The sequence below is a fragment of the Streptomyces albireticuli genome (assembly GCF_002192455.1).
In the GTDB taxonomy this organism is placed as follows: domain Bacteria; phylum Actinomycetota; class Actinomycetes; order Streptomycetales; family Streptomycetaceae; genus Streptomyces; species Streptomyces albireticuli_B.
The window spans coordinates 7775572-7801403 of the sequence record NZ_CP021744.1 but is presented as its reverse complement, the minus strand read 5'-3'; the positions used below and the strand labels follow the sequence as shown (position 1 = coordinate 7801403).

Below are 25832 nucleotides of genomic sequence, written 5' to 3'. Positions count from 1 at the left end.
GGCGATCGGACCACATACGTTGAGCCACCCACTCCGCAGAGAGGGGCAGGGCGATCATGCTCTCCTTCCGCGCACACGTCTCCTCGGTCGACGGCATGGACGACTTCGACGAGGAGGCCGTACTCGCGAAGATCCACCTCGTCGGGAGCGACATCCTGATGCTGTCCGGCTCGCTCGTCGACGGCTCGGGCACCCCGTCGTCGGACTTCGACTTCAGCGTCATCGCGCGGTCGGAGGACGAGAGGTTCCACCGCGACACCTTCCCCCGCGAGAGCCACATGAGGTACTACACGAGCGGCGACCGGGTGAGGGCCAGCTTCGACTACCTCCCCGAGAGCCTGCTCGGGGTGGACGTCGAGTACTGGACGGTCCAGGAGATCTCCGACATGCTCGCCGCGCACACGCGGCTGTACGCCCAGCTGAGGGGCCGCGCCCGCAAGTCGTCGGGCTTCGCGTCCTCGGCCGTGGACTTCCGCCTCCTCTCCCGGCTCACGTACGGCGTCCCGCTGACGCGCGCCGACGAGTTCGAGAAGCTCACCGCCGAGGTGCGCCCGGGGGAGGTCGCGTACACGGCGTTCCGCACCGCGGTCGGCAGCTACCCGGACTTCCGCGACCTGGCCGGCATGTGGGCACAGGGCGACCACGAGTCCGCGCTGATCGCGGCCCGCAAGCTCGGTGCCGACACCTTCCGGGGCCTGACCCACGCGTACGGCAACACCAACCGCAACCCGAAGTACCTGGCCCGTTTCCTGACCCGGCTCCCCCGGCAGTTGTCCGGGCTCACCGGGCGGTTCCGCCACCTCAACGCGTACGGCGTGGCGGACCCGGCCGAAGCGGCGGACGCCGTCCTGGAGTGGCTCGACCTCATCGACCTGGCCTTCGCCGAGATCCGCCGGGTGCGCGACGGCGCCGACGCCTTCGTCGGCCGGCAGGAGTTCCTCGGCCTGCTGAAGGGCGAACTCCACGGGACGATGAGCTGGAACGCCGAGATCTCCAACGAGTACTGCTTCCGCGCCCGCGAGGCCGAGGCCGACGTCCCCTCCCTGCGCGAGCTCCTGACCGCCATGACGGCGCGGCGCCCGGCCGAGCACGGCCTGCCGCTCCGGGAATGGGCCGCCGGCCGGAAGGCACCCGCCGGGGAGAACAACAAGTCCGCCTGAGAGGCCACCCCGGCCCTCAGCGATCGCCAGGGGGAGACGCCCTTGTGCCGGATCTACGGCTACTTCGGAGCGGGTACCGACGAGACCGCCCTGCACGCCGCGCGGGACGCCCAGCTGCCGGGCGGCCCGGACCAGCAGCACTGCGCCCGGGGTGAGGACTGGGGCCTGGGGTGCAACCGCCTCTCGATCCAGGACCCGTCCCACGGCCGCCAGCCCTTCACCAACGCCGGCGGCTCGGTGCACGCGGTGTTCAACGGCGAGATCTACAACTTCCGCGCCATCAGGGCGGAGCTCGCCGGACACGGCGTACACATCGATGGCGACTCGGACGGGTCGGTCCTGATCCCGTACTACGAGCTGCACGGCGACCGCTTCGCCGACAGGCTCGAAGGGATGTACGCGATCGCCCTGGTGGACCTGCGCTTCGGGCGCCGGCTCAAGTTGTGGTGCGACCCGCTCGCCGTCAAGAGCCTGTACTACGCGGCCACCGGGGACGGCGTCGTCTTCTCATCCGAGCTGAGCGGTATCACCGCCCTGCGGCCGAAGCCTCTCTCCGTCGACCCGCTCGCCGTCGACCACTACATGAACTGGCAGTGCCTGCCCAACGGCACGTCCTGGTACGCGGGAGTGTCGTCCCTGCACCCGGGTGAGCAGCTGGTCCACGACGTGAGGACCGTCGTCAAGCGCCGGCGGCGGGACGCCCGTCCGCGGCCCGCGGACGACGCCTGCACGCCCGGGAGCCTCGCCGCCTTGCTGACCCGGGAGGTGGAGCGGATGTCCCTCCAGTCCGCGCCGGTGGCCGTCCAGGTCTCGGGCGGCCTCGACTCCGCCGTCCTCGCCACGCTGCTCCGGCGCCGCCGTGCCGACGTCACCGGCTTCCACGTGACCCACGAGGGCAGCCACGACTCGGACGAGGAGGGCTACGCGCGCCAGGCCGCGGCGCACGCCGGCATCCCGCTCGAAGTGGTGGAGATCAGGGAGGCGCGGCTGCCCGAGCTGATACCGGCCATGGTGACGGCGCTGGGCACCCCGAACGCGACACCGCACGCCCTGAGCGCGTACGTCCTCTTCCAGGAGATCGCGCACGGCTCCTTCCGGGTCTGCTTCGTCGGCGACGGGGCCGACGAACAGTTCGGCGGCTACCGCCGCTACAGCACCGCACTCGCGGCGGACGACGGGACCTGGCAGGCCCGCTACCTCGACCGGCTGTCGCTGGTCCCGGAGGCGCGCTACCGGCGGCTCTACACCCCCGAGTACCGCGCGCTGATCGACTCCGGTGCGAGCAGCCGGCAACGGTCCCTGGAGCTCCTCGGCCGGCCGGCTCCCTCACGCCTGGAGCAGCTGCTGACCTTCGACCGGCTGCACAAGCTGCCCAGCCTCAACCTGCGCAAACTCGATCACCTCGGCATGGCGCACGCGGTCGAGGGCCGTGTGCCCTACTGCCAGCCCTCCGTCACCGCCTTCGCGCGCCGCACCCCCGACGACCTGAAGGTCGACGGGTCCCGGCGCAAGGGCATCCTGTGGGACGCCGGAAGAGGGCTGATCCCGCGGTCGGTCCAGAAGCGGGCGAAACAGCCCTTCACGTTCCCCGTGGACGCCTTCATGACCCCGGGCACCAAACTCTGGGACTTCACCACCGACGTCCTGGCCAGGCCCCGGCTCTGCGACGCCGGGTTCCTCAGCGGGGCGGCCGTACGGAAGGTGTTCGCGGAACACACGGCGGGACGGGACCACGCCCGGCTGCTGTGGGGCCTGATGGTCCTGGAGCTGTCCCTCCCGTGAATCCCCCGCGCGCCGTTCCTCCCGTGCGGTACGGTCCGGCGTCAGGCAGCTACCCCTCCAGCGGAAAGGCACGCGCCGGTGCGCAGTATCCACGTCGTCACCCACCCGGAGGCGAGCCACCACGTCGAGGGGCTCGTCGGCGGGTGGCACGATTCCCACCTCACCCCCACCGGCCTGCGGGCGGCGGCCGCCATCGCCCAGGCGCTGCGGGCCGAGATCCCCGAGGACGCCGAGGTCGAGCTGATCTCCTCGGACCTGCTGCGGACCCGGCGCACGGCCGAGGAGATCGGCGGGCTGTTCGGCGTGGAGCCGGTCCTGGACCACCGGCTGCGGGAGAAGTCCTACGGGGAGGCGGAGGGGCGGCCCCAGGAGTGGCTGGACAAGCGGTTCGTGCCGCCGCCCGCCACCGGGGACCGGATGGCACACGACGAGGGCGTGCCGGGGGCCGAGACGAAGGCGGACCTGGCCCGGCGCGTCTACGCGGCCATGGACGAGATCGTGCAGCGCCCCTGCGAGCACCAGATCATCGTGACCCACGGTTTCGCGCTGACCTTCGTCGTGGCGTCCTGGATCAGGATGCCGGTCGAGTCCCTCGGCTACGTCAACCTCCGGGCGCCCTCGGGCAGCATCACCCATCTGCGCGAGGACGACTTCTTCCACAACCGCCAGATCGTCCGCCTCGGCGACACCCGTCACCTGGAGGACTGACAGGGGCCGCCCCGGCCGTCAGGTGCGCTTGAAGAACTCCACCTCGGCCAGGGCGATGTGCCGGCCGGGCTCCAGGCCCGCCGCCGCGCGTACGACAAGGGTGGCCTTGACCGCGTCGCTGACGCCGAGCCGGACCGTCTGCGGGCCTGGCTTGTCGTTGAAGGTCAGAGCGGTGCTGTGGACCTTGCCGTCCGCCGAGGCCACCACGAGATCCACCCGGACGGGCCGCGCCTGGTGCCGGAAGTCCTCCGGCTTCGCCGAGGTGCCGGTGTGCACCACGAGGGCCACCAGCCGGAACGGCGCGCCGAAGGTGAACGAGACCGAGTCGCCGAGCCCAGGGGCTCCCCAGTACCTGTTGGACAGCCCGTCCGCGGCCTGGGCCGCGGGGTGGCCGGGCACCTCGGCGCTCGCCGTGACCGCGGCCGGGCCGACCTCCGCGGCCTTGCCCAGTTTGTCCCGGGTGTCCTCGAAGAGGGCGCGGCCGGCCGGTACGAGCAGGAACCCGGCGACCGCTAGGGCGATCACCACCAGCACCGCGAGGAGCCGCCGGAGCCCTTGGCCGGAGCCGCCGCGCACCCGGCGCCGGAAGGGCCACCGCGTACGCCACCACGGCAGCGCCACCACGTGCCGAGGCGGCGTCAGCCGTGCGGCACAGCGCCGGCAGAACCGCCGCTCGGGCAGGTTCGGCGTTCCGCAGGAGGGGCACGGCGGGCCGCCGCCCGAGGGCTCGGTCACCGGTACGGGGCGTACGACAGGGCGGCGCGCGACGGGTTTCGCGGGCTGGACGGGGACCACCGGGTCACCCGCGGGCGTCTCCGGGCGCGCGGGGCCGGGCGTGTCCGGTCCGGCGGTGCCGCCACGGTCGTACGGGGCCGGGGCCGTCGGGGCGGGTGTCGCCCTGTCCTCGGCGGCGGGCTCCGTGGGCGAGGCGGGGCCGGACGGCTTCGCGGGACCGGCCGGGGGCCTCGCCGTGGGGCCGGCCACCTCCGCGGAGGGCGTGGCGGGCGGCTCTCCGGTCCGGGCGGCGGCGGGTGCCGCCGACGGCTCGGACCAGCCGAGGTAGGAAGCGCAGTTCCCGCAGAAGTCGTCGGTCTCGCCGTTGGCCGCCTGGCACACCGGGCATGAGCGCACGGGGTCACCTTCCTGCGCTGTCGGGCGGGCCGGGCAGGATCTCGACCCGGCAGGTGAGATGGACCGGGCAGGACGCCCGGACGACGTCGAGGACCTGGGCCTTGTCCAGCCGGTCGGTGCGCACCGGCCAGGCCCGCACCAGGAGTTCCCCGGCCGGCTCCGGGGGCGGTTCGGAGTCCGCGGTGGTGGACCAGCGCGCGCCTCCGCCGTCGGAGATCTCGGCCCGCGCTCCGAGGCACAGCCACAGCCGGTCGGCCAGTCCCCGCCGGGTGCCGCGCCGGCGGTGCAGTTCCACGGCTCGCGCCACGGCGGCCCGGCGCAGCGCCTCCGGCCACGCCGGGTCGAGGCCGGCGTCCACCCAGGAGGACAGCCAGCCGAGGAAGTCCGCGGGCGTGAGTTGGGGGTCGAAGTAGGCGGGGAGGTTGTCCAGCGTGGAGAGGACGGGGGCCAGCACGGTGTCGAGTCCGGCGGTGAACCGCTGGGCGAGGTCGTCGTCCGTGTACAGGCCGGGCAGCAGGGTGCCGAGGGGGTGACGGCCGGTCAGTCCGGGTATCGCGGCCCTGGTCATGGGGTGGCCCCGTTCGTGAGGTGCCCCCGCGTCACGGGGAGCCGTCCGGGTCGGTGACGATGACCTGATGCTGATAGGAGAAGACCAGGGCGTTGTCCGCCACGTCGATCCGTTCGGCCGCCGCGCCGCGCCGCCCGGTGATCGGGTCCGCGGGGAAGAGCCGTAGCCCTTCGATCAGGCCGGCCCCGGTGGCCCGCTGGAGCACGGCGAAGACCTCCCCGTACTGCACGGGCCTGCCGAACGCCCAGCCGTCGCCGTCGGCTCCCCCGCGCAGGGGGTCGAGGTAGCGGAACAGCGCGGCGAGCGCGTCCTCGCGCACCCGGTCCGTGTCGCCCGCCGCCACGATCCGGGCGACGACGGTCACGCCCTGGTAGGCGGGCGGTTCCACCACGAGCCTGGTGCCCAGCAGCCGCCGCTCGTCGAGGCGCGCGGTGATCGCCGACAGCACCTGCTCGGACGGGATCAGTTGCTCGAAGCGCAGCCGGTCCCCTTCGTCGGCGACCGCGTCGGGCACGATCAGGACGCGTACCGCGCCGCCCTCGCCCGCCACGGCCGGGAGGCAGCGCACCCGGCGCACCGAGGGGGCCGCCTGCCGGGCGATGAACTCGTGGTCCCGCGCGGTGACGGCCCGTTCCTGCACGCGCAGTTCGTGGGGTGCCCGCTGCTTGGCGTCGGCCACGGTCTCGCCGTCCACCCCGCCGCGGGCCGCCTCGCGGTTCTCCACCCTGGCGACGTAGGGCACGGAGCTGCGCAGGACGGAGATGGCGGCGCGGGCGACGTTCCCCGCCGCTCCCCCGCCCGTCCGGTACCGGGGGACCCGGAGGTACGCCCCCTTCCCGGGCACCGCGCCGTAGGCGCGCAGCGTCCCGTCCGGTTCCCGCACCGCGGGCGGGAAGGCGAACTCCCCCGTGGTGGCGTCGAGCACGACGTGGCGGTCCTCGGGTGAGCCACCGCCGAAGTGGTCGACGACGGTCCAGGTCTGCCATCCCTCGGCCGAGGACACCTCGACCACCGGAGGCCGGCCGTCGAGGAGGACCGGTGGGTGGTCCAGGAGGAACCGCTGGCCCGCGACGCCTTCGGAGACGCCCAGCGGCGCATCGGTCAGGGTCTCGGCGTGCTCGACGGTCGCGGTGCCGCCGACCGTGAACACCTCGGCCTCGCGGATCGTGGGTGACTCGGAGTAGAACGGCTGACCCGGTTCCGGTGGGGTGACCCGGCAGCGCAGCCATCCCGCGCGGGTGCCGGCGACCACCGACGCGGTGTGGCCGGCGGGTACGTGCACGAGGACTTCGCCCGGCCGGTTGAGCCCGCCGGTGGTGTCGGTGCCGGTCTCGCAGGCCTTCCAGCGCGCGCCGTCCCAGGCCTCCCACGCCAGGGGCGGCTGGCGCGGGTCCACGCCGACGCCTTCGACGCGGCTGTCCAGGCGCACGGCGACGACGCAGCGCGGTACGGCGGCGGGCAGGCCGAACAGCATCGCGTCACCCGGCTCGGGGCGGGCCTGGAAGCAGGGGATGTCCCGGCCCTCCGCCAGCTCGGTCGTGCGGTCGGCCCGCTCGCCCGACACCGGTGCCGTCACCAGCCGTTCGAGGGAGCTGGGGACGATCGGCAGGTCCTCGGTGGTGGTGAAGACCACGGCTTCCTCGGTCTCGCCGCGGGCGGTGGCGACCTCGGTGCCCGACCGGAGCGTCACCGTCTCCGGCTGGGGGGCGGAGAGCCAGAAGTCGACGTCGGCGGTGGCCGCGGCGGGCGGGAACAGCCGGATGCCCAGCAGGTCCAGGAACGCCGAGTAGTTCTTGTCGGGTACCCGGTTCAGCCGGTAGATCAGCTGGTCGACCATGTAGGCGAAGGTCTCGATGAGGGTGACGCCGGGGTCGGAGACGTTGTGGTCGGTCCACTCCGGGGCGCGCTGCTGTACGTACCGCTTGGCCTCGTCGACGAGTTGCTGGAAGCGGCGGTCGTCCAGGTTGGGCGAGGGGAGCGCCATCAGCCCGCGCCTCCGTCCGGGGCGCCTTCCGTGAAGGGGATCGTGTAGAAGGGGAAGACGAGGTTGCGGCGGTCGTTGGTGGACCGCACGGTGTAGCGGACGTCGATGTAGAGGGTGCCGTCGTCGACCGCGTCGAACGCGACCAGCACGTCGGTGACCTCGACGCGCGGTTCCCAGCGCTCCAGTGCCGACCGGACGTGGTGCGCGACGCGGCCGGCGGTGGCGCCGTCGCCGGGCGCGAAGACGTAGTCGTGGATGCCGCAGCCGAAGTCAGGGCGCATCGGCCGCTCTCCCGGGGCGGTGCCCAGCACCAGGCGGATCGCCTCCGCGATCTCCCGGTCCCGCTCGACCATGCCGATGCCGCCGGTGGGCCCCACCCGCAGCGGGAAGGCCCAGCCGCGGCCGATGAACCGCTCGCTCACACCGGCCCTCCGATCAGCACGTCCGGGGCGCCGCTGGTGATCAAAGCGCCGCACGTGGTCCTGTCCCGCATCCGCGCGGCGGGCAGCCCCCCGATCAGGACCGGGCCGGTGGCCGCGGCGGCCGGGTCGGGCAGGATGACGTTCCCCGGACCGAGGTACGCGTGCGGTACGCAGGCGTGCAGGCTCCCCGTGACGGCGGCCGGCCTGCCGCCGATCAGTACGGTGGCGACCTGGACGGCCCCCGGTGGCGGGGTGCCGATGACGCCGCCGTGGGCGGTGATGTCACCCGTACGGGCTGCGGGAGGCATGGTCGTCTTCTCCTTGCTCGCTTGGGGCTCTCCTGTGGGGCGCTCGCGTGGTGGACGACGCGTCGGACCCCTGGATTCCCGGCTAGTTGATGCGGATGAGCCTGGCCTTGAGGATGCCGAGCAGACCGCCGTTCACGACGACCTGCTGCGTGCCGTTGACGAGTACGGAGCGCCCGCGCACCTTCACCTCACCCGTACCGGCGTCGAGGGTGATGCCGGTCGGGGTGAGGGTCACCGAGCTCAGCGGCCGCCTGCCGCCCGGGCCGAGCACCTTCAGCTCCAGGCGGTTCCGGCGCTCGTCGAGGTGGACGACCAGCTGTTTGTCACCGGTGGTCAGCCGGACGCCGGACGGGCCGCGCGGGGCGTCGAGCAGCTCGATCCGGTTGCCCGAACGGGACACCAGGGAGCGGCGGTTGACCTTCCCGCTCGTCCTGTCGACCAGCGGCACGTCGTGCGGCGAGGGCTTGTCGACGCCGTTGTAGAGCCCGCCCAGGACGTACGGGCTGTCCAGCAGCCCCTGCTCGAACCCGACGAGCACCTCGTCGTTGACCTCGGGGCCGAACACCCCTCCCCCGCCCTGGCCGCCCCACTGCACGGTGCGGACCCAGTCGGTGACGTAGGTGTCGTCCAGCCACGGGAACCTCAGTCTCACCCAGCCGCGCTGGCCGCCCTGTTCGCGGATGTCGGTGACCACGCCGATCGCGAGACCTGGCATGCGCGGGCCCCGGGACGGCGCGTTCGCCCCGGCCGCCAGGCCCGCGAGGGAGCGGTCGGGCGCGGTGCTGACGGTGACGGTCGTCCGGTATCCGCGGTACGGCTCCAGGACGTGGTGCACGGAGGTCGCCGTGTAGCGCCCGGAGAACGCGGGACCGACGTTGCCCAGCGCCACCGGCGTGCCCGCGCGCAGCCGGGGATGCCCTTCGACGACCGCCTCGATCTCGCCGATGCCGGAACTCACCGAGGCCGCGAGGGACCCGGCCACGGCCATGGCCTCGGCCTGGGTGCGGTAGGGGGTGTCGGCGACCGTCAGCCGGGCGGGGGCGCCGAACGCGGCGCTGACCACCCCCGGGCTCAGCCCCGGGTTCACCACCTTGCTGATCACGGACCGCTCCTTGGCCACCAGCGGTTTCTTCGTGCGTACGTCCCAGCCCCGGACCTCGACGCTGCCGGCCTGCTCGGCGCTGGTCAGCGCGGCCCGCAGGGCGAGGAGGTTGCGCCCGTACTCCAGGACCATCGGGTTCACGGTGGCGGGGGTCGAGGGCGGCGGCGCCGACGCGGCCGGCGTGGGCCGGGTGAACTGGAGCAGACCGTCGTCGTCCACGCTCACCCGCGCCCCGCTCTCCCCCGCGAGGTACTGGAGGAACTCCCAGTCGGAGACGTTGGCCTGCGACAGCTGCTGATGGGTGACCGGCGCGGCGTCGATCCTGCCGCACCTCAGCCCCGCGCCCGCGGCCACCTTGCGGACGATGTCCGCCGTCGACATGTTCCGGAACGCCACCACCTTCCGGCCGCGCCGCAACCGGTGCGCCTTCGAGTACGCCCTGACGACGGTGAACGAGCCGGTGGTGTCGGAGTCCAGTTCCAGCGCGGTCACCTCGCCGCCGAACAACCGCTGCCGGGCGCCGCCCCGCACGGTGACCACCGAGACCTTCAGAGGGGTACCGATGGTGATGGCCGTCTCGGTGAGCATCGTGTGCTGGGGGTCCCGGAAGGTCAGCTCGGCGCTGCCGGGCAGGCCCACGTTCTCGTCCACCACGCAGCTCACCAGCTGGGTGGCCCAGAACCGGGGCAGTTCGCCAGGAGCCTCGACGATCGGGTCGGCCGCGAACGAACGGCCGCCGCCCGCCTGCGCGCCGCTCATCGCCACCCCCCGGGAAGGGCACGGGCCGGCCTCGGCACTCCTGCCGCGCCGTACGTTCCGTGATCCCCAGCGGTCGTCCGAGCCGGCTCCGCCGCTTCTGCCGTCTCCGTTCCGCCGACGTCCTCCGCCGTCCGCGCCTCGTCCATGCCCGGCACGATCAGCTCCGTGCCCGGGGTGAGGGACATCGGGTCGTCGATGCCGTTGGCCCGCGCGATCACCCGCCACACCGTGGGGTCGCCGTACTCCTGCCAGGCCAGCAGCGGCAGGCTGTCACCGGCGACCACCCGGCGGGTGCTGCGCGCCTCCCGCGCGCCGGAGGTGGGGTTCTGGCCGGGAGGGTCGACGGTGGCCTCCTCGATGGAGAGGCCGCAGGTGGCGCGCAACGGCTTTCCGTCGACGTCGAAAAGGGTGTAGCTGACGGTGAGGTTCGACAGCACCCCGTCGAAGGACGTCGTCCTCGCGCTGCCCCAGTCGAGCCGCACCCAGGGGCTCGCGGGCGCCTTGCGCGCCAGGCTGGCCGGGGTGGGCACACAGGCCCGCATCAGCTTCTCCACCGCTTCCTCCACCGAGTTGTCGTGCTTCGCCGTCGCGTCGAGGAAGACGTCCAGCGACAGCGACCGCGGACCGCTGCCGACGAACTCGGGCAGGGCGGACTGCCCGGCCATCCGTGACGGGGTGCGCCGCCACTCGGTGCTCTTGCTGAGTGACAGGCCGGCGGGGTTGAACTGGAGCTTGAGGCGGACCAGCGTGGCGCCGGGCCTACCGCCGACCTTCGTGGGCGGCTCCATGATCGTCAGCTGGGCGCGGGCGCGGTTCGCGCGGGCGGCTGCCATCCCGTTCCTCCTTCCGGCGGGGCGCGGTGTGTTGTCGGTGGTGGGCGGGTGGTGGGCAGTGGGTACGGGCGGGAGGCGGTCAGGCGGGGCGCAGTCCCTCGTGCGCGATCTCCAGGGTCTCGGTCGCGGCCCGGGAGCTCGACGGGTCGAAGGACGGGCCCTGCCAGCGGACGGGCACGATGCCGAGCACCTGCCAGCTGACGATGCGGCTCAGGTCCGGCTTGAGCGCGACGATCTCGCCGTTCTTGGGCTCGACCCGCCGGACGAGTTCGTCGAGCCATCGCGCGATCTTGGCGGTGTCCGAGGTGACCGGGCGGGTCAAGATGATGTTCGACCACGTGACGCGCCCCGGCAGCTGCCAGGAGAATCCGTTGTTGCCGCCCTCGGCGTACGTCTCCACCTCCACCTGGGCACCGAGCCCGTCGCAGGTGTGGAACGCCCCCAGGTCGTTGCCGCCGATCGCGAGCGTGAAGAACACGCTCGTCGCGAAGATCTCGTCCGTCATCCGTGTCTCTCCGTCACCTGTCGTCGCGGGGCCGCCGGTCGCCGTTGCGGGGGCCGCCCGTCAGCGGCGGCCGTCGTAGAGCCGCCCGGCGCGCTCCCGTCCCCGCCGCAGATCGGCGCGCAGCAGCCGGCTGAGCGGGTCGAGCAGGCGCCGGGCCAGCTCATCGGTGTCGATGCCGTCGGTCCCGGCGGTGGCCCGGTCGCCGGTCGCGCCCGTCCCGCCACCGCCGGACGGCGTCTCCGGGCGCTGGGCGGGGGTGCGCGCGGGGGTGGTGGTCACCGGGATGCCGGCCGTTCCGGCGCCGGGCGCGGACCGCTGGAGGGCGTGTGCGGCGGGCACCGCGGGCGCGGCCGGCCGGGCGCGGGAAGGCGGAGAGCCGGTCGCCGCGGGGCCGTGGGCCACCTGCGCCTGATGGGCGGATGGCTGCGGGCGGAACACCATCGGCAGAGGTGTGTGGGGCATGGGCGGGGCTTCCGTGCCGGACGACCGCACGCGCCGCACGGCGTGGACCGGCGGAGCCGTCACGGGATCGTCGGCGAAGGGCGCGGGTCCGGACACCGGAGTCATGAGGAACGCCTGGGATTCCTCACGGGCCGGGGATGCCGAAAGCCCGGCGCCCATGACCGGTCCGGGAGGCGCGGGACGCACGACGGGCGGGGAGGAGGGACACCCGGGAGGCGCGGGGAGCGCCGGGCCGGGCCCGGTCGTCGGTCCGCCGGACACCCGGCGCTGTACCGGGGGAAGCGGGACGGCGCCTGGAGCAGCCGTATCCCTCGGATGGTCCGTCCCGCCACTGGCTTGACGGTCTATCACGGCCGGGGAGGCCGGGTGAAGTGAGGGAGTGTGCGCGGCCGTTCGGGCGGATCCGTCCGGGTGCGACCGGCCTCGCTTCGCGGGAGCGGCATCGCGGCGCGGCGCGGCCGCCTGCGGCGGCGTCCGGCCCGTGTCCCCCGCGGGTGGCGGATCGCGCCGCCAGGTCGCGGGTACGACCGGACGGCCGGGCGCGGCAGCCCGCCGGGGAAGCGAAAAGCCTTCTGCCGTACCCGTCTTGACCGTCAAGGGCCTGGCCGGGAGGAGCCCCAGGGTTCGCTGGACAGCGGGAACCACGCGTCCGCCGCCGGTGGGCGAGGGGTACGGGTTCGGCGGAGTCGACGTGACGGGCCGTACCGGCGCCCGGGAGCTGTGGCCGACGGCCCGCGTACCGGTGGAGTGCTCCACGTACGTTCCGCCGCCCGGCGTGGTCTTCACGGTATCGGGCCGCTGAGGGGAACCGGGGGAACGCAACGGCAGGGCAGGCGTACCGGCCTCCGGCGTCGCGGCGGACGGGTGCCGGGCGTCACCCCCGGCGGCCGGCTCCGGGTCCCGCCGCGCCTTTCCCCGCGTTCGGTCAGGCTCGCCGAGCAGCGGTGCGGTCGGAGGTGGGCCGGACATGGCTGGTGCCGGTACGGGCGAGGGGACGGCGCCCGTACCGCTACCGCGCGTCGCCCTCCGCTGGACCGGCGTGCCGTCAACGGCATCGGCGGGGGCTGGAGTCACGGGCATGACTCGGGGAGCAGCGATCTGCCCCGGTGCCGGTGCGCCTCTTCCCCGCGACAGGCCGGAGCCGTCGGGCAGGGGCCGGGCGGTAAGCGGTAGTTCCGTGGACGACGTGGGGGCGGGAGCCGTGGGCACGGACCGGGGAACAGCGGCTGGTGCCTGTGCCCACACCGGACCGGAACCGTCAGGCAGGGGCCGGGCGGTGGGCGGCAGTTCCGTGGACGAGGTGAGGGCGGGAGCCGTGGGCACGGACCGGGGAACAGCGGCTGGTGCCTGTGCCCACACCGGACCGGAGCCGTCGGGCAGGGGCCGGGCGGTGGGCGGTAACTCCGTGAGCGGGACTCCGATCCCCCCATGGGCCCGAGGCCGACGCGCCGGGCTGTCCGGCCGCGGCGGCTTCGGCTGTCGCGGCAGTGGCGCGCTCGGGGGCTCCGCGCCGTCCGTGCGGACCGGGCCCGTCAGCGGCTGCGGGGTGCCCGACCGGTCCGTCGGGCCTGGAGCCGCTCGTTGGAGTACGGGCATCGAGCCGGTCTCCGGCGCCGGGGCGGGGCCGGGAGTGCTCACCCGGCCCTGGCCTTCCGGCGGTACGGCGCTGTCGGGCAGCCGTCGGAGCGGTTCCCCCAGCGCCGGGCGTACGTGTGGGCGCGAGCGTCCGGTGTCCCGCCGACTGTCCGGCACCGCCTGAGCGGCAGCGGAAGCGGCCGGACCGGCGCCCGCCGGAGCCGGTCCGGCCTGCGCGGAGGCAGCGGGTTCCCTTGTAGGAACGCGTCCATCGGCCGAGGGCACCGCGCCCTTGGCGCGTCCTGCCGACGGGTGGGTGGCCGCCGCCGGGATCGCGGGGATCCGGCGCACCGGCATTGCCGGGCGCCGCGCCACGATCCGCGAGGGGCCGAGTGGCCTCGGTCGTACCAGGGCGCGCGGGAGCGGCAGCGGATCTGGGGGCTGTGGGTCGGTCGATGGGGGCACAGGGGTCCCTGGTGTGGCCGGTGGGTGCTTCCTCGGGGCGGATGGAGGCGGCGTCGATGCGGTGGAGCTCTTCGCTCCGGCCTGGGCTTTCGCCCCCGGGCCCGGATCTGACCCCGGCGTGGCTCGACGCTGCGAACCAGCGTCCCTCACCGACCGGGGAGCATGTGCCGGCCCTGACGCGGAACCCGGCCCTGACGCCGAGGCCGTTCCTGACACCGACGGCCTCACCTCCGGCCCGGGCGCTGACGCCCGTCGCACCGGCATCAGAGGTCCTGACACCGGGCCCGGCGCTTCCGGCGACTCCGAACCCGGCCCCGCCGCCGAGCCCGTCGCCGACTCCGTCCCTCCACCCGCCCCGCCATGGGCCCGCTCCCGTCGCTGAACAGGCAGGCCCCCGGTCCTGGTCCCGGTCCCGGCTCCCGCCGCGCTCCCGCCGGAAAGCACCTGCCCCTCGGGCTCCGGCCCGGCGGCGGGCAGCAGCAGCGGGCCGCCACCGAACGTCGTGCCGGGAGCAGCCGGACGCGCGACCCCGTGGATCAGTCCGGCCGGCGCGGACGGCAGCACCGCGTGGCCGAGCGGCGCGCCGAACACGGTTCGCTGCCAGGCGGCCAGGCCCGAGCGGAAGCGGAGTCCATCGCTCACGCCGGTCGCCGACCGGGCGACGGTCACCTCCGGTGGCGCGACCCGCCGCCAGCCGCCGTCCCAGCCGGGCGGCGTGCCGTACCGGCCCGTGGCCGGTGGCCGGGCGGCGGCCGACGCCTCCGCCGGGAGCCCCTCGTCCACGGCCTCGCGAGCCGTAGGGCGGTCGGGGACCGGCGCCGCCCCGCCCCGCCGCCCGGTACGCGACCGGCTCCCGCGCCTGCGCAGCGCGTCCCGCATTCCCATGCCGTCACCCGCCTTCGTTGACGCGGGTATTGATCCGCGCGATTTCCCGCACCCATTGCAGGCGCTCACCGTGGGGCAGGTCGAGGATGTCCTCGAGCCGCCAGTGGAAGTGGTAGGCGACGTACGCGATCTCCTCCCGCAGCCGGGGAAGGGCGTACGTCACGATTCCCCCAGGCGCCCGCCCGAGAGGTCCACCTCGAACGAGCCCTCGCACATCGGACAGGTCACAGCGGCACGCGTGTGCCCCTCGCTGTTGATCCGCCGGTAGAAGTCCTGGAGGAACGCCACGTCCGTGGCGTACATCCGCTCCACGACGCCGGCGTGCACGTCCCTGAGGGTGCCGAGCCTGGTGATCACCTGGCTCAGCAGCACCACGCTCAGGTACGCCGGGTTCTCCTTCACCCGCAGATCGATCTGCGGGCGCAGCTCGTCGCGTGCGGTGGCCAGCCGCATGGCGCCGTCGCGATGCAGATCGCCGTCCTCGTCGACATATCCACGCGGCAGCTCGAAGGGGAACTCCGTGCGGTGTTCCTGGTGCTGCCGTGCCCCGGCGCGCGGTGCGGGGGCGGTCTCTCGCTCGGCCGGTTCGGTGCCCTCGTGGAGGTCCTCGGGACTGCCGGCCGTCACGGTCCGGCGCCTCATTCGACCACGATCTCCTCGAATGTGATGGTCACGGATTCGGTGGCGCCCGAGGATTCCCGGGCGCTGAGCGAGGGGCCCTCCCATTTGCTCGCCCAGCCCTGCATCAGCTGGATGCGGCGGACGGTCTCGCCCGTGGAGTCCTTGACCTCGATGGTGATGTTCTGGCGTGCGGTGTCGACCGCGCCGTTGTTCAGGGTCTCCTTGATCCATTTCGTGAACTCGCTGCTCTTGTCGAGGCCGCGGGTGATGGTGATCTCGCCCGCCTGCCGCGCGCCGGGCTGCTTGCGGATGATGTGTTTGCCTTCCGCGGTCACCTGACGGACCTCGACGACCTCCTCCTCGACGGTGAAGCCGCTGACCTCCTGGATGGACTCGACGAGGTAGCCGCCCAGCTGGACGCCGAAGATATGGGTGGAAAGAGCGTCGCCCTCTGCCATGGCTGTGTGTCACCTTTTCCTTTGGTCCGATGGCCCGGTGCCGGGTGCCCCCGCGGCGGAGGGCACCCGGGGGTCACTCGCTGACGAGGCTGGTGCTGTCGGAGAACTGCGCCAGCCGGAAGACCACGAACTCGGCGGGCTTCACCGGGGCCACTCCGATCTCGCACACCACCCGGCCGAGGTCGATGGACTCCTGGGGGTTGTTGTCCCGGTCGCACTTGACGTAGAAGGCTTCCTCGGCGACGCGGCCGAACAGCGCTCCCCGGCGCCATTCCTCGGTGAGGAACCCCGTGACGTTGCGCCGGATGCTCGACCAGAGCCGGTCGTCGTTGGGCTCGAACACCACCCACTGGGTTCCCAGCAGGATGGATTCCTCAAGGTAGTTGAAGAGCCGGCGCACGTTCAGGTAGCGCCAGGCCGGGTCCGAGGACAGGGTGCGCGCGCCCCAGATCCGGATGCCGCGGCCGGGGAAGGCCCGTACGCAGTTGACCCCGATCGGGTTGAGGAGGGACTGCTCCCCCTTGCTGAGGCGGATGCCGAGGTCCACCGCGCCGCGGATGACCTCGTTGGCGGGGGCCTTGTGGACGCCGCGTTCGCCGTCGCTGCGCGCCCACACGCCCGCGATGTGGCCGCTGGGGGGCACCATGGTGTTCCCGCCGGTCGCCGGGTCGAAGACCTTGATCCAGGGGTAGTACAGGCCGGCGTAACGGGAGTCGTAACCGGCGTCCTCGGTGCGCCAGGCGCGGACCCGCTGCGCGTTCATGCCCGGCGGGGTGTCCAGGACGGCGACCCGGTCGCCCATCTGCTCGCAGTGCGAGATCACCGCGAGCTGTACGGACCTGACGCCCTCCGCGTCCAGGTCGCCGCGCTGGTGCGCGCTCATCAGGTCGGGCACCGCGACCATGGTGATCTCGTCGATCGCTTCGAGTCCGGCGAGGCCGGTGCGTGCCTCGGCGTCGCCGACGTACTCGGCCGGGCCCGGCCGGGACGTACCGTGCCGGCCGGGGGCGGGCGCGGGTCTCGCGGCGGCCGGGAGGCGGACCGTCTGCTTCTCCGGGCGGGTCTGCTGCACTCCCGGCTGCTCGGCGGCCTCGATGAGTTTCGACTCGGCCACCTGCTGCACCAGATAGCCCTTGACGTTCTTGCGCGTGGTGACGTCGAAGGTCTCCGCCACCTTGCCGCCCTTGCGGACGACCAGCTTGAAGCGGTCCTCGGGCGGGTTCTCGCCCTCCGCGTCGGCGACCTCCACGGAGATGTCACCGCCTGCGCCCGGCAGCGCGGAGACCAGGAACCCGCCGATGGCGGCGGAGGCGGCGGGCGCTGCCGCGGGCGGCTCCTCCGGCGCCTCGGCCCCCTCGGCGGCTCCACCGACCCGGACGACGTACGCGGTGCCGCCGCCGTTGGCGAAGTACCCGTGCACCGCGTGCGCCAGATACGTCCCCTCGGTGAAGGAGCCGAAGGTCTGTACGTACTGGTCCCAGGTGGTCACCAGGGTCGGCTCGTGGAACGGGCCACGCTCGGCGAAGCCCACGAAGGCGGCGACGGCGGTGCCGACTCCTTCGATCGGCCGTGCTCCGGACTGCACCTCCTCCATGTAGACGCCCGGGGTGAGGTACGACGGCATGCTCGCTCCTTCGGGGTCGCCGATCGGTCACCGCCGAGTCTCAGCGGAGGTTTTCCCGGGCAGTAGGCCCCCGAGCCCCCGGTACGGGGCAGGAACGCTGCCCTCACGGGCACCTCGGCCGGGCACAACTGCCCTACGACAGCGGTATGTTCGCCCTCGCGCACCCCTGCCCCGCCCGCCCGGGGCCTAGGCTTGACGCGCACAGGCCCGTGACCGGAACCGGGCTTCGAAGCGCACCGCCACCGCCGCCACCTCGCCGACAGGAGGTCACCCGTGCGGACACCCGAGCCACGGCCCGACAGGACGACCGGTCAGACCGCGTCCCACCGCACCACCGGTACGACAGCGCCGGCCGTCCCCGCGGCCCGGCCGGCCGGCCGCCCCGGCCCACCCCGCGGAACCTCCGGGCGCTTCAGCGCAGCGCCGGCAACGCCGCGGTTGCCGGTCTGGTGGCCAGGAGCAAGGGCCGGGCGTCCGAGGCTCCGGAGGAGGAGATGCGGCACTCGGCCGTGCACGAGGTCCTGAGCGAACCCGGCCGGCCCTTCACGGGGCCGCTGGCCGGTGAGGTCGAGGCGCGCTACGGCGGAGTGGACCTCTCCCACCTGCGGGTGCACACCGGTGCCGTCGCCCAGCGCTCGGCGGCCGGGATCGGTGCCCGCGCCTACACCTCGGGCGACCACATGGTCCTGGGCGCGGGCAGCACCACGGAGGACGTCCTCCACGAGGTGTGGCACACCTTCCAGCAGAGCCACGGGCCGGTCTCGGGAAAGGACCACGGGGACGGTCTGAAGGTCTCCGAACCGGACTCCCCCGAGGAGAAGGAGGCGGCGGCAGTCGCCCACGAGCTCATCAGCTCCCCCGTCCCGGCCGAGCGGTCGTCCGGGGCACCCGCCGTGCAGCGCTCGACGGCAGCGGGCCGGCCGTCACCCGCCGGGAGGTCCGTCCAGCGCGCTCCGGCAGCCGACTCGGGAGGGTCACAGCACTCCGGGGGCTCGCAGCACTCCACCGAGCCGGTCTTCTCGTTCGCCCCGTCGCTCCCGGCCAACCCGTTCCTGTACACCGACGGCGACACGCAGTTCTGGGTCGGCCCGAACCCCCCTGAGGGCTTCTTCGACGTCGACCAGCATTGCGCGTACATGGCCACCTACTGGCTGCTCCACGGCACGCCGGCCGGTCTGCGCTACGACGGCTTCGACGACGCGACCCGGCGCGACGCCTCCGACACCGTGCGCCGCTGGGCCGCCTCCGGAGGGCTGGAGGCCCAGGAGCAGTACGCCCGTACCCGGCTGGGCGGCGCCGACGTCGACGGCACGAGGCTGGCGGGGCAGGCCACCTCGGGCAAGCTGCCCCCGGGCACGCTGATCTGGTTCGGCACCAGCCGGCACGCCGAGGCGGCGGTGGTGACGTCGGCGGGTCAGTTCCTGATGTACGACCCCAACACGGGCCGGACCACGACGCGCGACGCCGACGGGTTCGCCGCCTACATCGCGAGCAGGAACGCGTTCGTGGTCAGGTACGCCCCGGAAGCGGAGCACGACGCGAGCTGCAAGTGCTGCGTCATCATGTGACCGGCCCGGGCGCCGACGGGTTCGCCGTGGCCGGCACCGACACCGGCGAGGCGGTCGGCGCCCCGCACCCATGACGCTACGGTCCGGCCGCGGCGCGCTCCTCGTCGAGGCCGAGCCACGGCCCGAACTCGCTCTCCAGGACCAGGCGGCCGAGCTTGCGGTACTCCCGCAGGACCGCCGTCATCACCTGCGCCGTGCTCAGCGGCAGGCCCGTGTCCGCCGCCAGATAGGCCGCGGTCACCGCGCAGGCGCGGATGGAGCCGCCCGAGAGTTCGAAGCGGCGGGCGCAGAACTCCAGATCGAGCCCTTGCTCGCGGGGCAGCTCCGGCCCCAGGCAGCGGTCCCACAGGGCGAGCCGCTGGCCGGTCGCGGGCATGGGGAAATCCACGATCGTGTCGAGGCGCCGGGTGAACGCCTCGTCGAGGTTGGCCCGCAGGTTGGTGGTGAGGACCGCGATCCCGTCGAAGGACTCCATGCGCTGGAGCAGGTAGGCGGATTCCACATTGGCGTGCCGGTCGTGCGCGTCCTTGACCTGTGAGCGCTTGCCGAAGATCGCGTCGGCCTCGTCGAAGAGCAGCACCCCGTTCACCTCCGACGCCTCGCCGAAGATCCTTTCGAGGTTCTTCTCGGTCTCGCCGATGTACTTGTCGACGACGGTGGACAGGTCGACGACGTACAGTTCCATGCCGAGCTCCGCCGCGACCACCTCCGCGGACATGGTCTTCCCCGTGCCGGACTCCCCCGCGAACAGCGCGGTCACCCCGCGCCCGCGGCCGCCGCCCGGCCGCATCCGCCACCGGCCGAGCACCTGCTCCCGGTGGCGGGCCCGCAGGGCGAGTTCATCGAGCTGACGGCGCGTCGGGGCGGGCAGGACGAGGTCGTCCCAGCCGACCGCGGGCTCGATGCGCCGGGCGAGCCGGGCCAGGCCGGCGCCGTTCTGCGCCCGGACCGCGGCCCGTAGGTCCTCGGTGCGCACCGGCCGTCGCTCGACGGCGGCCACCCTCGTCGCCACGGTGGCGGCCCTGCGCATCTGCCCGGCGTCGAGCCGGTACCCGGCGACCGCCTCCGCGAGCGCGTCGGCCGTTCCGTCGCCCGGTGGCACGTACGCGCCGGGGCCGGCGGGTGGTCCCGTGAGTGAGGCGGCGGCGAGTGCGTGCCGCCACCGCCGGGTGCGTTGTGCGGGGGTGGGTGGCGGGACGGTGACGTTCACCGGGCTCTCCGCGGTCCACAGCGGGTCCCAGCCCTTGGTGCCGTAGGCGATCAGCGGGATCCCGGTGGCGGCCGCGCACAGACCGCGCAGGAGCCGGGCGCGCTCGGGCCGTTCCGGCTCCAGCGCTTCGAGCGGGCCGAGGACGATGCCGCCGCCCCTGAGCCTGGCCTCCGCCGCCAGGGCACGCGGCAGGTCCGCGGGCGCCGGCCCGGCGGCCAGCCCCGCGATGTCGAGCACCAGCGGGGTGCGGCCCGCCGCCGCCAGGGCGTCGACGGCGAGCCGGGCCGCGTCACCGCCCTGGTCGAGCAGGTGCACCAGACCGCCGCCGGTGCCGACGGCGGCCGCCACCCGGCGCGTCGCGCCCTCGGCGGTCCCGTCCACCGCCCGGCCCAGCGTGACCAGGCCGCGCAGCCTGGCGTCGAGCGCGTCGTCACCGAGCAGGTGCGCGGTCACCCGGTCGGGAACCCTCAACGTCCGTGAGGGAAGGGGACGTTCGGTGTCCTCGACTTCGAGGAGCCCTCCCGCCACGAGCGGCGCGGACGGGGCGAGGCGGAACCGGCCCGCTCCCGCCACGGGCAGCCCGCACAGCTCCAGTGTCAGCCCGATGGTCGGCCGGCACCGGAGGAGGTCGTCGTTGAGGTACCCGTAGAACAGCTCGAAGCGGGTGTCGATGTCCGGGGCGAGCGCGATCAGCAGCAGCTCGACGTCCAGCGGGACCAGGCCGAAGTCCGCGGAGAGGCGTGCGATGCGGGAGCCCGGCGGCGGTTCCGGCGGCGGCCGGCGGTCGTCGGGCGACGCGGGGAGGAACGCGGACGTTCCGTCGAGGATCCGCTCGACCGCCTCGGGCGTGAGGTACTGCCCGCGGTAGGGATCGTCCGGCTCCGGGTCGGTGGCCCGGCGCTCGGCGACGACGTGCCGGACCCGGCTCTCGACCCGGCGCATCCTCTCCCACAGGTGGTCCTGCCCGGCGCCGGGCCGCGCGCGTACGCTCTGCGTCGTCATGGGGCCGAGCCCCCGCCGCGACGGCGGCGGCCGGGCGGCAGTTCGCGGGCGCGCCGAGCGGTGAACCCTCGCGGGCCGGGGTCGGACGCGCCTTCGTAGCGCAGCCGTCGCCCGTCCTCGTCCCCGGCGCCGCCGGTCCCCGCGGCGGACCGCACCGTCAGCCCCTCCGTGACCGGCGGCCCCGCGGGCCGTACGTCACCGGCCAGTGGCGCGGTGACCCGCACGTCGATCGACGCCTTCATCTCGCCGTCCAGCGCCGACCACACGTCCGCCGCCGACACCCCGGCCGTGCTCGGACCCGCCGCGTCGATCTCGACGCCGAGGCCCAGCTCGGCCAGCGAGCCGGTGTGCAGGCGCGACGGCAGCACGTCCACCGCCGCCAGGCACCGGAGCACCTGTGAGAGCAGGCGGTGCTCGTCCTGCGGACGGGTGGTCCAGGCGGTGACCATGTAGGTCAGCGCGAACCAGCGGGGCGGGGCGCGCCGTCCGGTGACCCGGCCGTCGCCGTCGTGCACCTCGGCCGAGCCGGTCTGCCGCCGGGTGACGTCCTCGTGGATGTCGTAGAGGTACACGCTGACGGTCGGGGCGTTGCGGCGCGTGGACCAGTCCCTGGTGGGCGCGTCGAAGACCACCTCGACGCCGCTGTCCCGCAGGCCCGCCTCGTTCAGCAGCAGCCGCAGCCCTTCGTCGACTTCGTGGATCACCGGCGGTCCACCTCGTACGGTGGCTGGACGCTGCCGTTGACCACCAGGAAGGGTGTGGTGACGGGGCCGAAGCCGGGGCCCCGGGCAGTGATCGTGCGCGGGCCGGTCCGGTCCTTGGCGAGGATCAGCAGCTGTGCGGTGAACCGGAAGTCGGCGCCGGGCCGGCTCGGCGCGGCCGCCGCGGTGATGCCGGGCTCCCAGGTGAGCGTCACCGGCGCGCCCGGCGGGAAGTCCCTGCCGCGCACGAGGGTGACGAACCCGGGTTTGCCGAGGGGCGGTACGGCGACGATGCGGGGCTGGAGGATGCGCAGCGGCACCCTGGCGACGTTGTCACCGGGGTCGGCGTCGGTGCCGGTCGTCGTCAGGGTCGCGACGATCCTGGCCGCGAGGGCCTTGTCCGGTTTCAGGACGACGCGGGTGACCGTGGTGTCGCCGGGCGCCAGGTCGGGCAGTGCGCACGCACCGGCCGCGCAGCCCGCGGGCAGCGGCTCGGCGGGGATCCGGGCGGGCAGCCCGAGCCTCAGGCGCAGTCCGGTGGCCAGGGCGTTGTCGCCGTTGCGCACCAGGTAGGTCACCACGACCCGGCCGCCCACGAAGCCGGGGTCCGGCTGGGCGGTGACCGTCACTCCGGGTCCCGCCACCGGCGGCGGAGGCGGAGGCGGCGCGGGATGTGCCGGCGGCGGGGGCGGTGCCGGGCGGGTCGGCGGCCGGGAGGTGGGAGGGGCTGATGGGGACGGTGGTGCTGTCGTGGGCGGCCGGGTCGGCGGTCGTTCCTCGTCCTGGACCTCGATGCCGGTCCGCGCGGCGTTGTCGTCGGGCCGGGGGTCGACCACGGCACCGGCGACGGACCACTCCAGCCGCTGCCGTCCGGCCGTCACGCCGGTCAGGTGCGCCGTCACCCGTACCGACGCGCCGGGCCGGAGCACCCCCAAGGAACACTGCGGGGATCCGTCGGCGCACCGGCCCGCCGTGCTGGACAGCCGGTCGAGGCGCACGCCGGGTGGCGGAGCCGCGGTGAACACGGTGCCGGGTGAGGCGGCCGGGCCCTTGTTGGTCACGGTGACCGTCACCGAGGTGGCCGAGCCGGTCTTCACCGGCGGTGCGGTGGAGGGGGCGTCGAGGGTGAGGTCGACCGACTGGTGCACGCCGGGTTCCTTCTGCCGTCCGGGGAGTCCGCGGGTGAGGTGGGTCAGCTTGCCGTCGGCGAGGTCCAGGGTCTTGAGGCCTTCCGGTGAGTTCGGCGCGCGCGCCCGGCGCGCGCTGAACACGAGCGTGCCACCGTCCGCCGTCCAGGCCACGTCGCGGGGCTGGAACGGGCCGGTCGAGGAGGTCTCGGGCAGCTCCTGGCGGCACGCCGCGGGGTTGTCGCGCAGGTCGGCCGGGAGGACGACCTGGCAGCCCTCGCCGGTCGGGGAGGCGAGCAGGATGCCGTTGCGTTCGTTGATCCGGCCGCCGCCGTCCTTGCGGTTGAGCGCGATGCCGCGGCCGTCCGGGGAGAACGCCGGGCTGTCGTCGATCACCTGGCAGTCGCCGGGGCAGAGGGCGGCGCTCAGGTCCCGCTGCCGGTCGGGCGAGGCCACCGGCGCGGTCCAGACGTGCTTGTTGCCACCGTTGCCGCCGATCACATGGTTACGGGTGAAGGCGATCGTGGTGCCGTCCGGGGACCAGGCCGGCTGGGCGTCGCCGCCGGACGGCTGCCCGGCGGGTGGGTCGATCCGGCCGACGAGCGCTCCGCTCGTGGCGTCGGCGATCAGGATCCGGCCGGGGCCCCCTTTCCCGCCCGTGCCGCCGGGTGAGGTCCGGGTGAACGCCAGGAGCTTGCCGTCGGGCGAGAAGGTGGGGTCGGTGTCCCAGTCCTGTAGGCCCCGCCCGGCGAGCGGCACCGGCGCCGCGTTCGTACCGTCGGCGTCGGCCAGCCAGATCCGCTGGATCCGGCCGGCCTCGGAGTCCTCGAAGCGGGTCACCACGATCCGCCGGCCGTCCGGCGTGTAGTTCTGCCGCTCGGTCCACGGGTCGTACCCCGCCCGCGGGTTGAACAGCGGGTCGGCCGCGGGGTCGGTGGTGGTGTCGGCGGCCGGGTCCTCCTTGAGGACGGTCAGGCCGAGGTCCCTCGGGTCCGCGCCGTCCGTCCGGATGTCCTGCAAGGTCGCGGTGTGGGTCGCCGGAGCCGACGTCCGCTCGACGACGACGGCGCCGTCCGCCTGGGTGCCGAGCCAGGTCGGGGAGGCGACCGCGCGGTCCTCGTCGAGGACGAGCCGTGGCACCTCGGCCGCCCGGGTCCTCGCCTGGAACACGTGGTCGTACAAGCTGGTGCAGTCGCACGTCCGGTCAGGGCTGACGAAGACCACGTCGTTCCCCTCCGGCAGCCAGTCGGCCGACCGGGCGGTCCAGTTCGCGGCGTCGCCGCCCAGCAGAGGTTCGTCCAGGCCGCTGCCGTCCGTCACCCGCAGTTGAGGCCCCGTCGCGCCGCGCGCGTCCAGTGTGTACGCGACGAGGTCGCGGTGCGCGGGGTCGGCCACCGGGTTCCACACCGGCTCGGTCGCGTCGCCGGGCGGCCCGTGGCTGATCCGGGTCTGCGGGCCGCCGGCCAGCGCCCGTGTGTAGATCTGCCGTCCCCGCGCGGTGTCGACGTCGCTGGAGTACGCGATCCGGGCGCCGTCGGGGGAGAACGTGGGCGACGTCTCGTCGGCCGCGGAGTCGGTGAGCTTGCGTGCCCCGGTGCCGTCCACGCCCACGATCCACAGGTCCCGCCGCCCTCCGGCTTCCCGCGAGTCGAACACCACGGAGGTGCGGTCGGGCGCGAGCCTGGGGTGCGCGGCGTCCCGGCCGGTGGTCAGCTTGCGTACCGCGCCGTTCCCCCGCCGCAGGTACACCTGCGGCAAGGTCCCGTCCCGGAGGCTGGTGAAGACCGTCATGTCGCCCCGCGCGGAGGGCTGCCGGTCCAGGTGTACGGGGCCGGGGCCGAAGAGCGGCTCGCTCGAACGGGGCGCCTTCACACGGCCCAGGCTGCGGTGCTCCGTGCCCGCGTAGACGATGCGCCCGGCCTCCGCCGCCGCGGCCGCGTCCCGCCGGGCGACGGGGGACGAGGGCAGGGACACGGCGCCCACCGCGAGCAGCGGGACCAACAGCAGCAGGGCCACGCCCGGTCTGCCGAGGCGGGATCTCCCCGCCGGGCCAGCGGTGCCCATCGCATCCACCTCACAGTCCGGGAGTCTTCGTACGGGCACGAGCGTGACGGCGGCCGGCGGCGGAGGACAGGCCGGGAGGGCCCGCCCCGGGGGCAGTCGCCGCCGCCCTTCGGGGCAACGGGGCGGCCGCGTCCGGGCCCGCCGCACAGATGTGGCGTCGGGGGTCGGCCCGGGTCAGATCAGCCCGTACCGCATGGCGTAGCCGACGGCGTGTGCCCGGTTGCGCAGTTGCAGCCGGATGGTCACCTCGCGCAGCACGTTCTTGACGGTGCGCTCGGAGTACGACGTCTTCTGCGCGATCTCGGCGGTGTCGAGGCCCTCCGCCACCAGCCTGAGCATCTCCGCCTCCCGCGTCGTCAGCGTGGACAGCGAAAGCCCCCGGGGGTCGAGCACCATCCGCTGCAAGCTGTTGACGTGTTCCAGGAGCTTTCCCAGCAGGTCTCCCGGCAGCACGCCCTCACCGTTGGCAATGGCCGTGACGAGGTGGACGAGCCGGTCCTGGTCGGCCTCCGAACGCCGCAGCACGGCCGCCACCCCGCACTCGATCATCGGCTGGAGGTCCCGGGCCCCGAAGGAGCCCACGATCAGGCCGACGCGGGTCCTGGTGTCGCGTCGCAGCCGGCGCAGCAGCTGGACGGTGGGGTCGTCCAGCGTGTCCACCACGACCAGCGAGGTCCGCGCGTCATCGGCCTCGCCGCCGGCGAGCAGCTCGACCTCCGGCCGCTGCCGCAGTTGCTGGACGACTCCGGTGTGCAGGATCAGGTCCTCCGCGTAGACCGCCACGGAGATCCTTTCCGGCACCGGCCGA

20 protein-coding genes and 1 pseudogene are annotated in these 25832 nt (G+C 74.1%); 4 read left to right on the top strand and 17 right to left on the bottom strand.

Features of this window, described 5'->3' with window-relative positions; translation table 11 throughout:
• Window positions 1-56: 56 nt before the first annotated feature.
• The 3 genes from SMD11_RS33185 (at window position 57) to SMD11_RS33175 (ending at window position 3650) form a co-directional block, all read left to right on the top strand.
• A complete protein-coding gene (locus SMD11_RS33185; RefSeq protein ID WP_087929963.1) occupies window positions 57-1160 on the top strand; it encodes a hypothetical protein in 1104 nt (367 codons plus the stop codon).
• 42 nt (window positions 1161-1202) lie between these two features.
• Entirely contained in the window at window positions 1203-2942 is a 1740-nt protein-coding gene (gene asnB / locus SMD11_RS33180; protein WP_087929962.1) for an asparagine synthase (glutamine-hydrolyzing), read from the top strand.
• A gap of 78 nt (window positions 2943-3020) precedes the next feature.
• Window positions 3021-3650, top strand: coding sequence for a histidine phosphatase family protein (locus SMD11_RS33175; RefSeq protein WP_087929961.1), 630 nt, complete (start codon window positions 3021-3023; stop codon window positions 3648-3650).
• A gap of 18 nt (window positions 3651-3668) precedes the next feature.
• On the opposite strand, the gene SMD11_RS33170 is transcribed toward SMD11_RS33175, so the two are convergent.
• The 13 genes and pseudogenes from SMD11_RS33170 to SMD11_RS33115 form a co-directional block, all read right to left on the bottom strand.
• Window positions 3669-4781 carry an NADase-type glycan-binding domain-containing protein gene (locus tag SMD11_RS33170; RefSeq protein WP_087929960.1) on the bottom strand — a complete coding sequence of 371 codons (1113 nt, stop codon included), beginning with the start codon at window positions 4779-4781 and terminating at the stop codon, window positions 3669-3671.
• Window positions 4782-4785: 4 nt separating this feature from the next.
• Window positions 4786-5349, bottom strand: coding sequence for a phage tail protein (locus SMD11_RS33165; protein WP_087929959.1), 564 nt, complete (start codon window positions 5347-5349; stop codon window positions 4786-4788).
• A gap of 31 nt (window positions 5350-5380) precedes the next feature.
• The gene (locus tag SMD11_RS33160; RefSeq protein ID WP_087929958.1) at window positions 5381-7333 is read right to left on the bottom strand and encodes a putative baseplate assembly protein; all 1953 of its coding nucleotides are present in this window, start codon (window positions 7331-7333) and stop codon (window positions 5381-5383) included.
• Entirely contained in the window at window positions 7333-7755 is a 423-nt protein-coding gene (locus tag SMD11_RS33155; protein WP_087929957.1) for a GPW/gp25 family protein, read from the bottom strand. Before SMD11_RS33155 ends, SMD11_RS33160 begins: the two co-directional genes overlap by 1 nt.
• Window positions 7752-8063, bottom strand: coding sequence for a PAAR domain-containing protein (locus SMD11_RS33150; protein WP_087929956.1), 312 nt, complete (start codon window positions 8061-8063; stop codon window positions 7752-7754). The genes SMD11_RS33155 and SMD11_RS33150 overlap by 4 nt, the downstream gene beginning before the upstream one ends.
• An 82-nt stretch (window positions 8064-8145) precedes the next feature.
• Window positions 8146-9924 carry a VgrG-related protein gene (locus SMD11_RS33145; protein WP_087930883.1) on the bottom strand — a complete coding sequence of 593 codons (1779 nt, stop codon included), beginning with the start codon at window positions 9922-9924 and terminating at the stop codon, window positions 8146-8148.
• Window positions 9925-10061: 137 nt separating this feature from the next.
• Window positions 10062-10757, bottom strand: a pseudogene (locus tag SMD11_RS33140) (peptidase M23); the annotation flags it as partial.
• Window positions 10758-10836: 79 nt separating this feature from the next.
• Entirely contained in the window at window positions 10837-11262 is a 426-nt protein-coding gene (locus SMD11_RS33135; RefSeq protein WP_087929955.1) for a phage tail protein, read from the bottom strand.
• A 60-nt stretch (window positions 11263-11322) separates the two neighbouring features.
• Entirely contained in the window at window positions 11323-11724 is a 402-nt protein-coding gene (locus SMD11_RS33130; RefSeq protein ID WP_159395437.1) for a hypothetical protein, read from the bottom strand.
• Between the two features lie 2929 nt (window positions 11725-14653).
• Window positions 14654-14812 carry a DUF6760 family protein gene (locus SMD11_RS36035; RefSeq protein ID WP_199844008.1) on the bottom strand — a complete coding sequence of 53 codons (159 nt, stop codon included), beginning with the start codon at window positions 14810-14812 and terminating at the stop codon, window positions 14654-14656.
• The gene (locus tag SMD11_RS33125; RefSeq protein WP_087929953.1) at window positions 14809-15291 is read right to left on the bottom strand and encodes a hypothetical protein; all 483 of its coding nucleotides are present in this window, start codon (window positions 15289-15291) and stop codon (window positions 14809-14811) included. The genes SMD11_RS36035 and SMD11_RS33125 overlap by 4 nt, the downstream gene beginning before the upstream one ends.
• Complete coding sequence (locus tag SMD11_RS33120; RefSeq protein WP_087929952.1) at window positions 15288-15728, bottom strand: phage tail protein; 441 nt, start codon at window positions 15726-15728, stop codon at window positions 15288-15290. The genes SMD11_RS33125 and SMD11_RS33120 overlap by 4 nt, the downstream gene beginning before the upstream one ends.
• A 73-nt stretch (window positions 15729-15801) precedes the next feature.
• The gene (locus SMD11_RS33115) at window positions 15802-17352 is read right to left on the bottom strand and encodes a phage tail sheath family protein (RefSeq protein ID WP_087929951.1); all 1551 of its coding nucleotides are present in this window, start codon (window positions 17350-17352) and stop codon (window positions 15802-15804) included.
• A gap of 449 nt (window positions 17353-17801) precedes the next feature.
• On the opposite strand from SMD11_RS33115, the gene SMD11_RS33110 reads away from it, so the two are divergent.
• A complete protein-coding gene (locus SMD11_RS33110; RefSeq protein ID WP_159395436.1) occupies window positions 17802-18920 on the top strand; it encodes a DUF4157 domain-containing protein in 1119 nt (372 codons plus the stop codon).
• A 76-nt stretch (window positions 18921-18996) separates the two neighbouring features.
• On the opposite strand, the gene SMD11_RS33105 is transcribed toward SMD11_RS33110, so the two are convergent.
• From SMD11_RS33105 to SMD11_RS33090, 4 genes are all read right to left on the bottom strand, one after another.
• Window positions 18997-21132, bottom strand: coding sequence for an ATP-binding protein (locus tag SMD11_RS33105; protein ID WP_087929949.1), 2136 nt, complete (start codon window positions 21130-21132; stop codon window positions 18997-18999).
• The gene (locus SMD11_RS33100; RefSeq protein ID WP_087929948.1) at window positions 21129-21836 is read right to left on the bottom strand and encodes a DUF4255 domain-containing protein; all 708 of its coding nucleotides are present in this window, start codon (window positions 21834-21836) and stop codon (window positions 21129-21131) included. Before SMD11_RS33100 ends, SMD11_RS33105 begins: the two co-directional genes overlap by 4 nt.
• Window positions 21833-25024 carry a DUF11 domain-containing protein gene (locus SMD11_RS33095; protein WP_087929947.1) on the bottom strand — a complete coding sequence of 1064 codons (3192 nt, stop codon included), beginning with the start codon at window positions 25022-25024 and terminating at the stop codon, window positions 21833-21835. Before SMD11_RS33095 ends, SMD11_RS33100 begins: the two co-directional genes overlap by 4 nt.
• Window positions 25025-25198: 174 nt before the next feature.
• Window positions 25199-25807, bottom strand: a complete 609-nt coding sequence (locus tag SMD11_RS33090; protein ID WP_234366286.1) for a LuxR C-terminal-related transcriptional regulator — start codon at window positions 25805-25807, stop codon at window positions 25199-25201.
• Window positions 25808-25832: the final 25 nt, after the last annotated feature.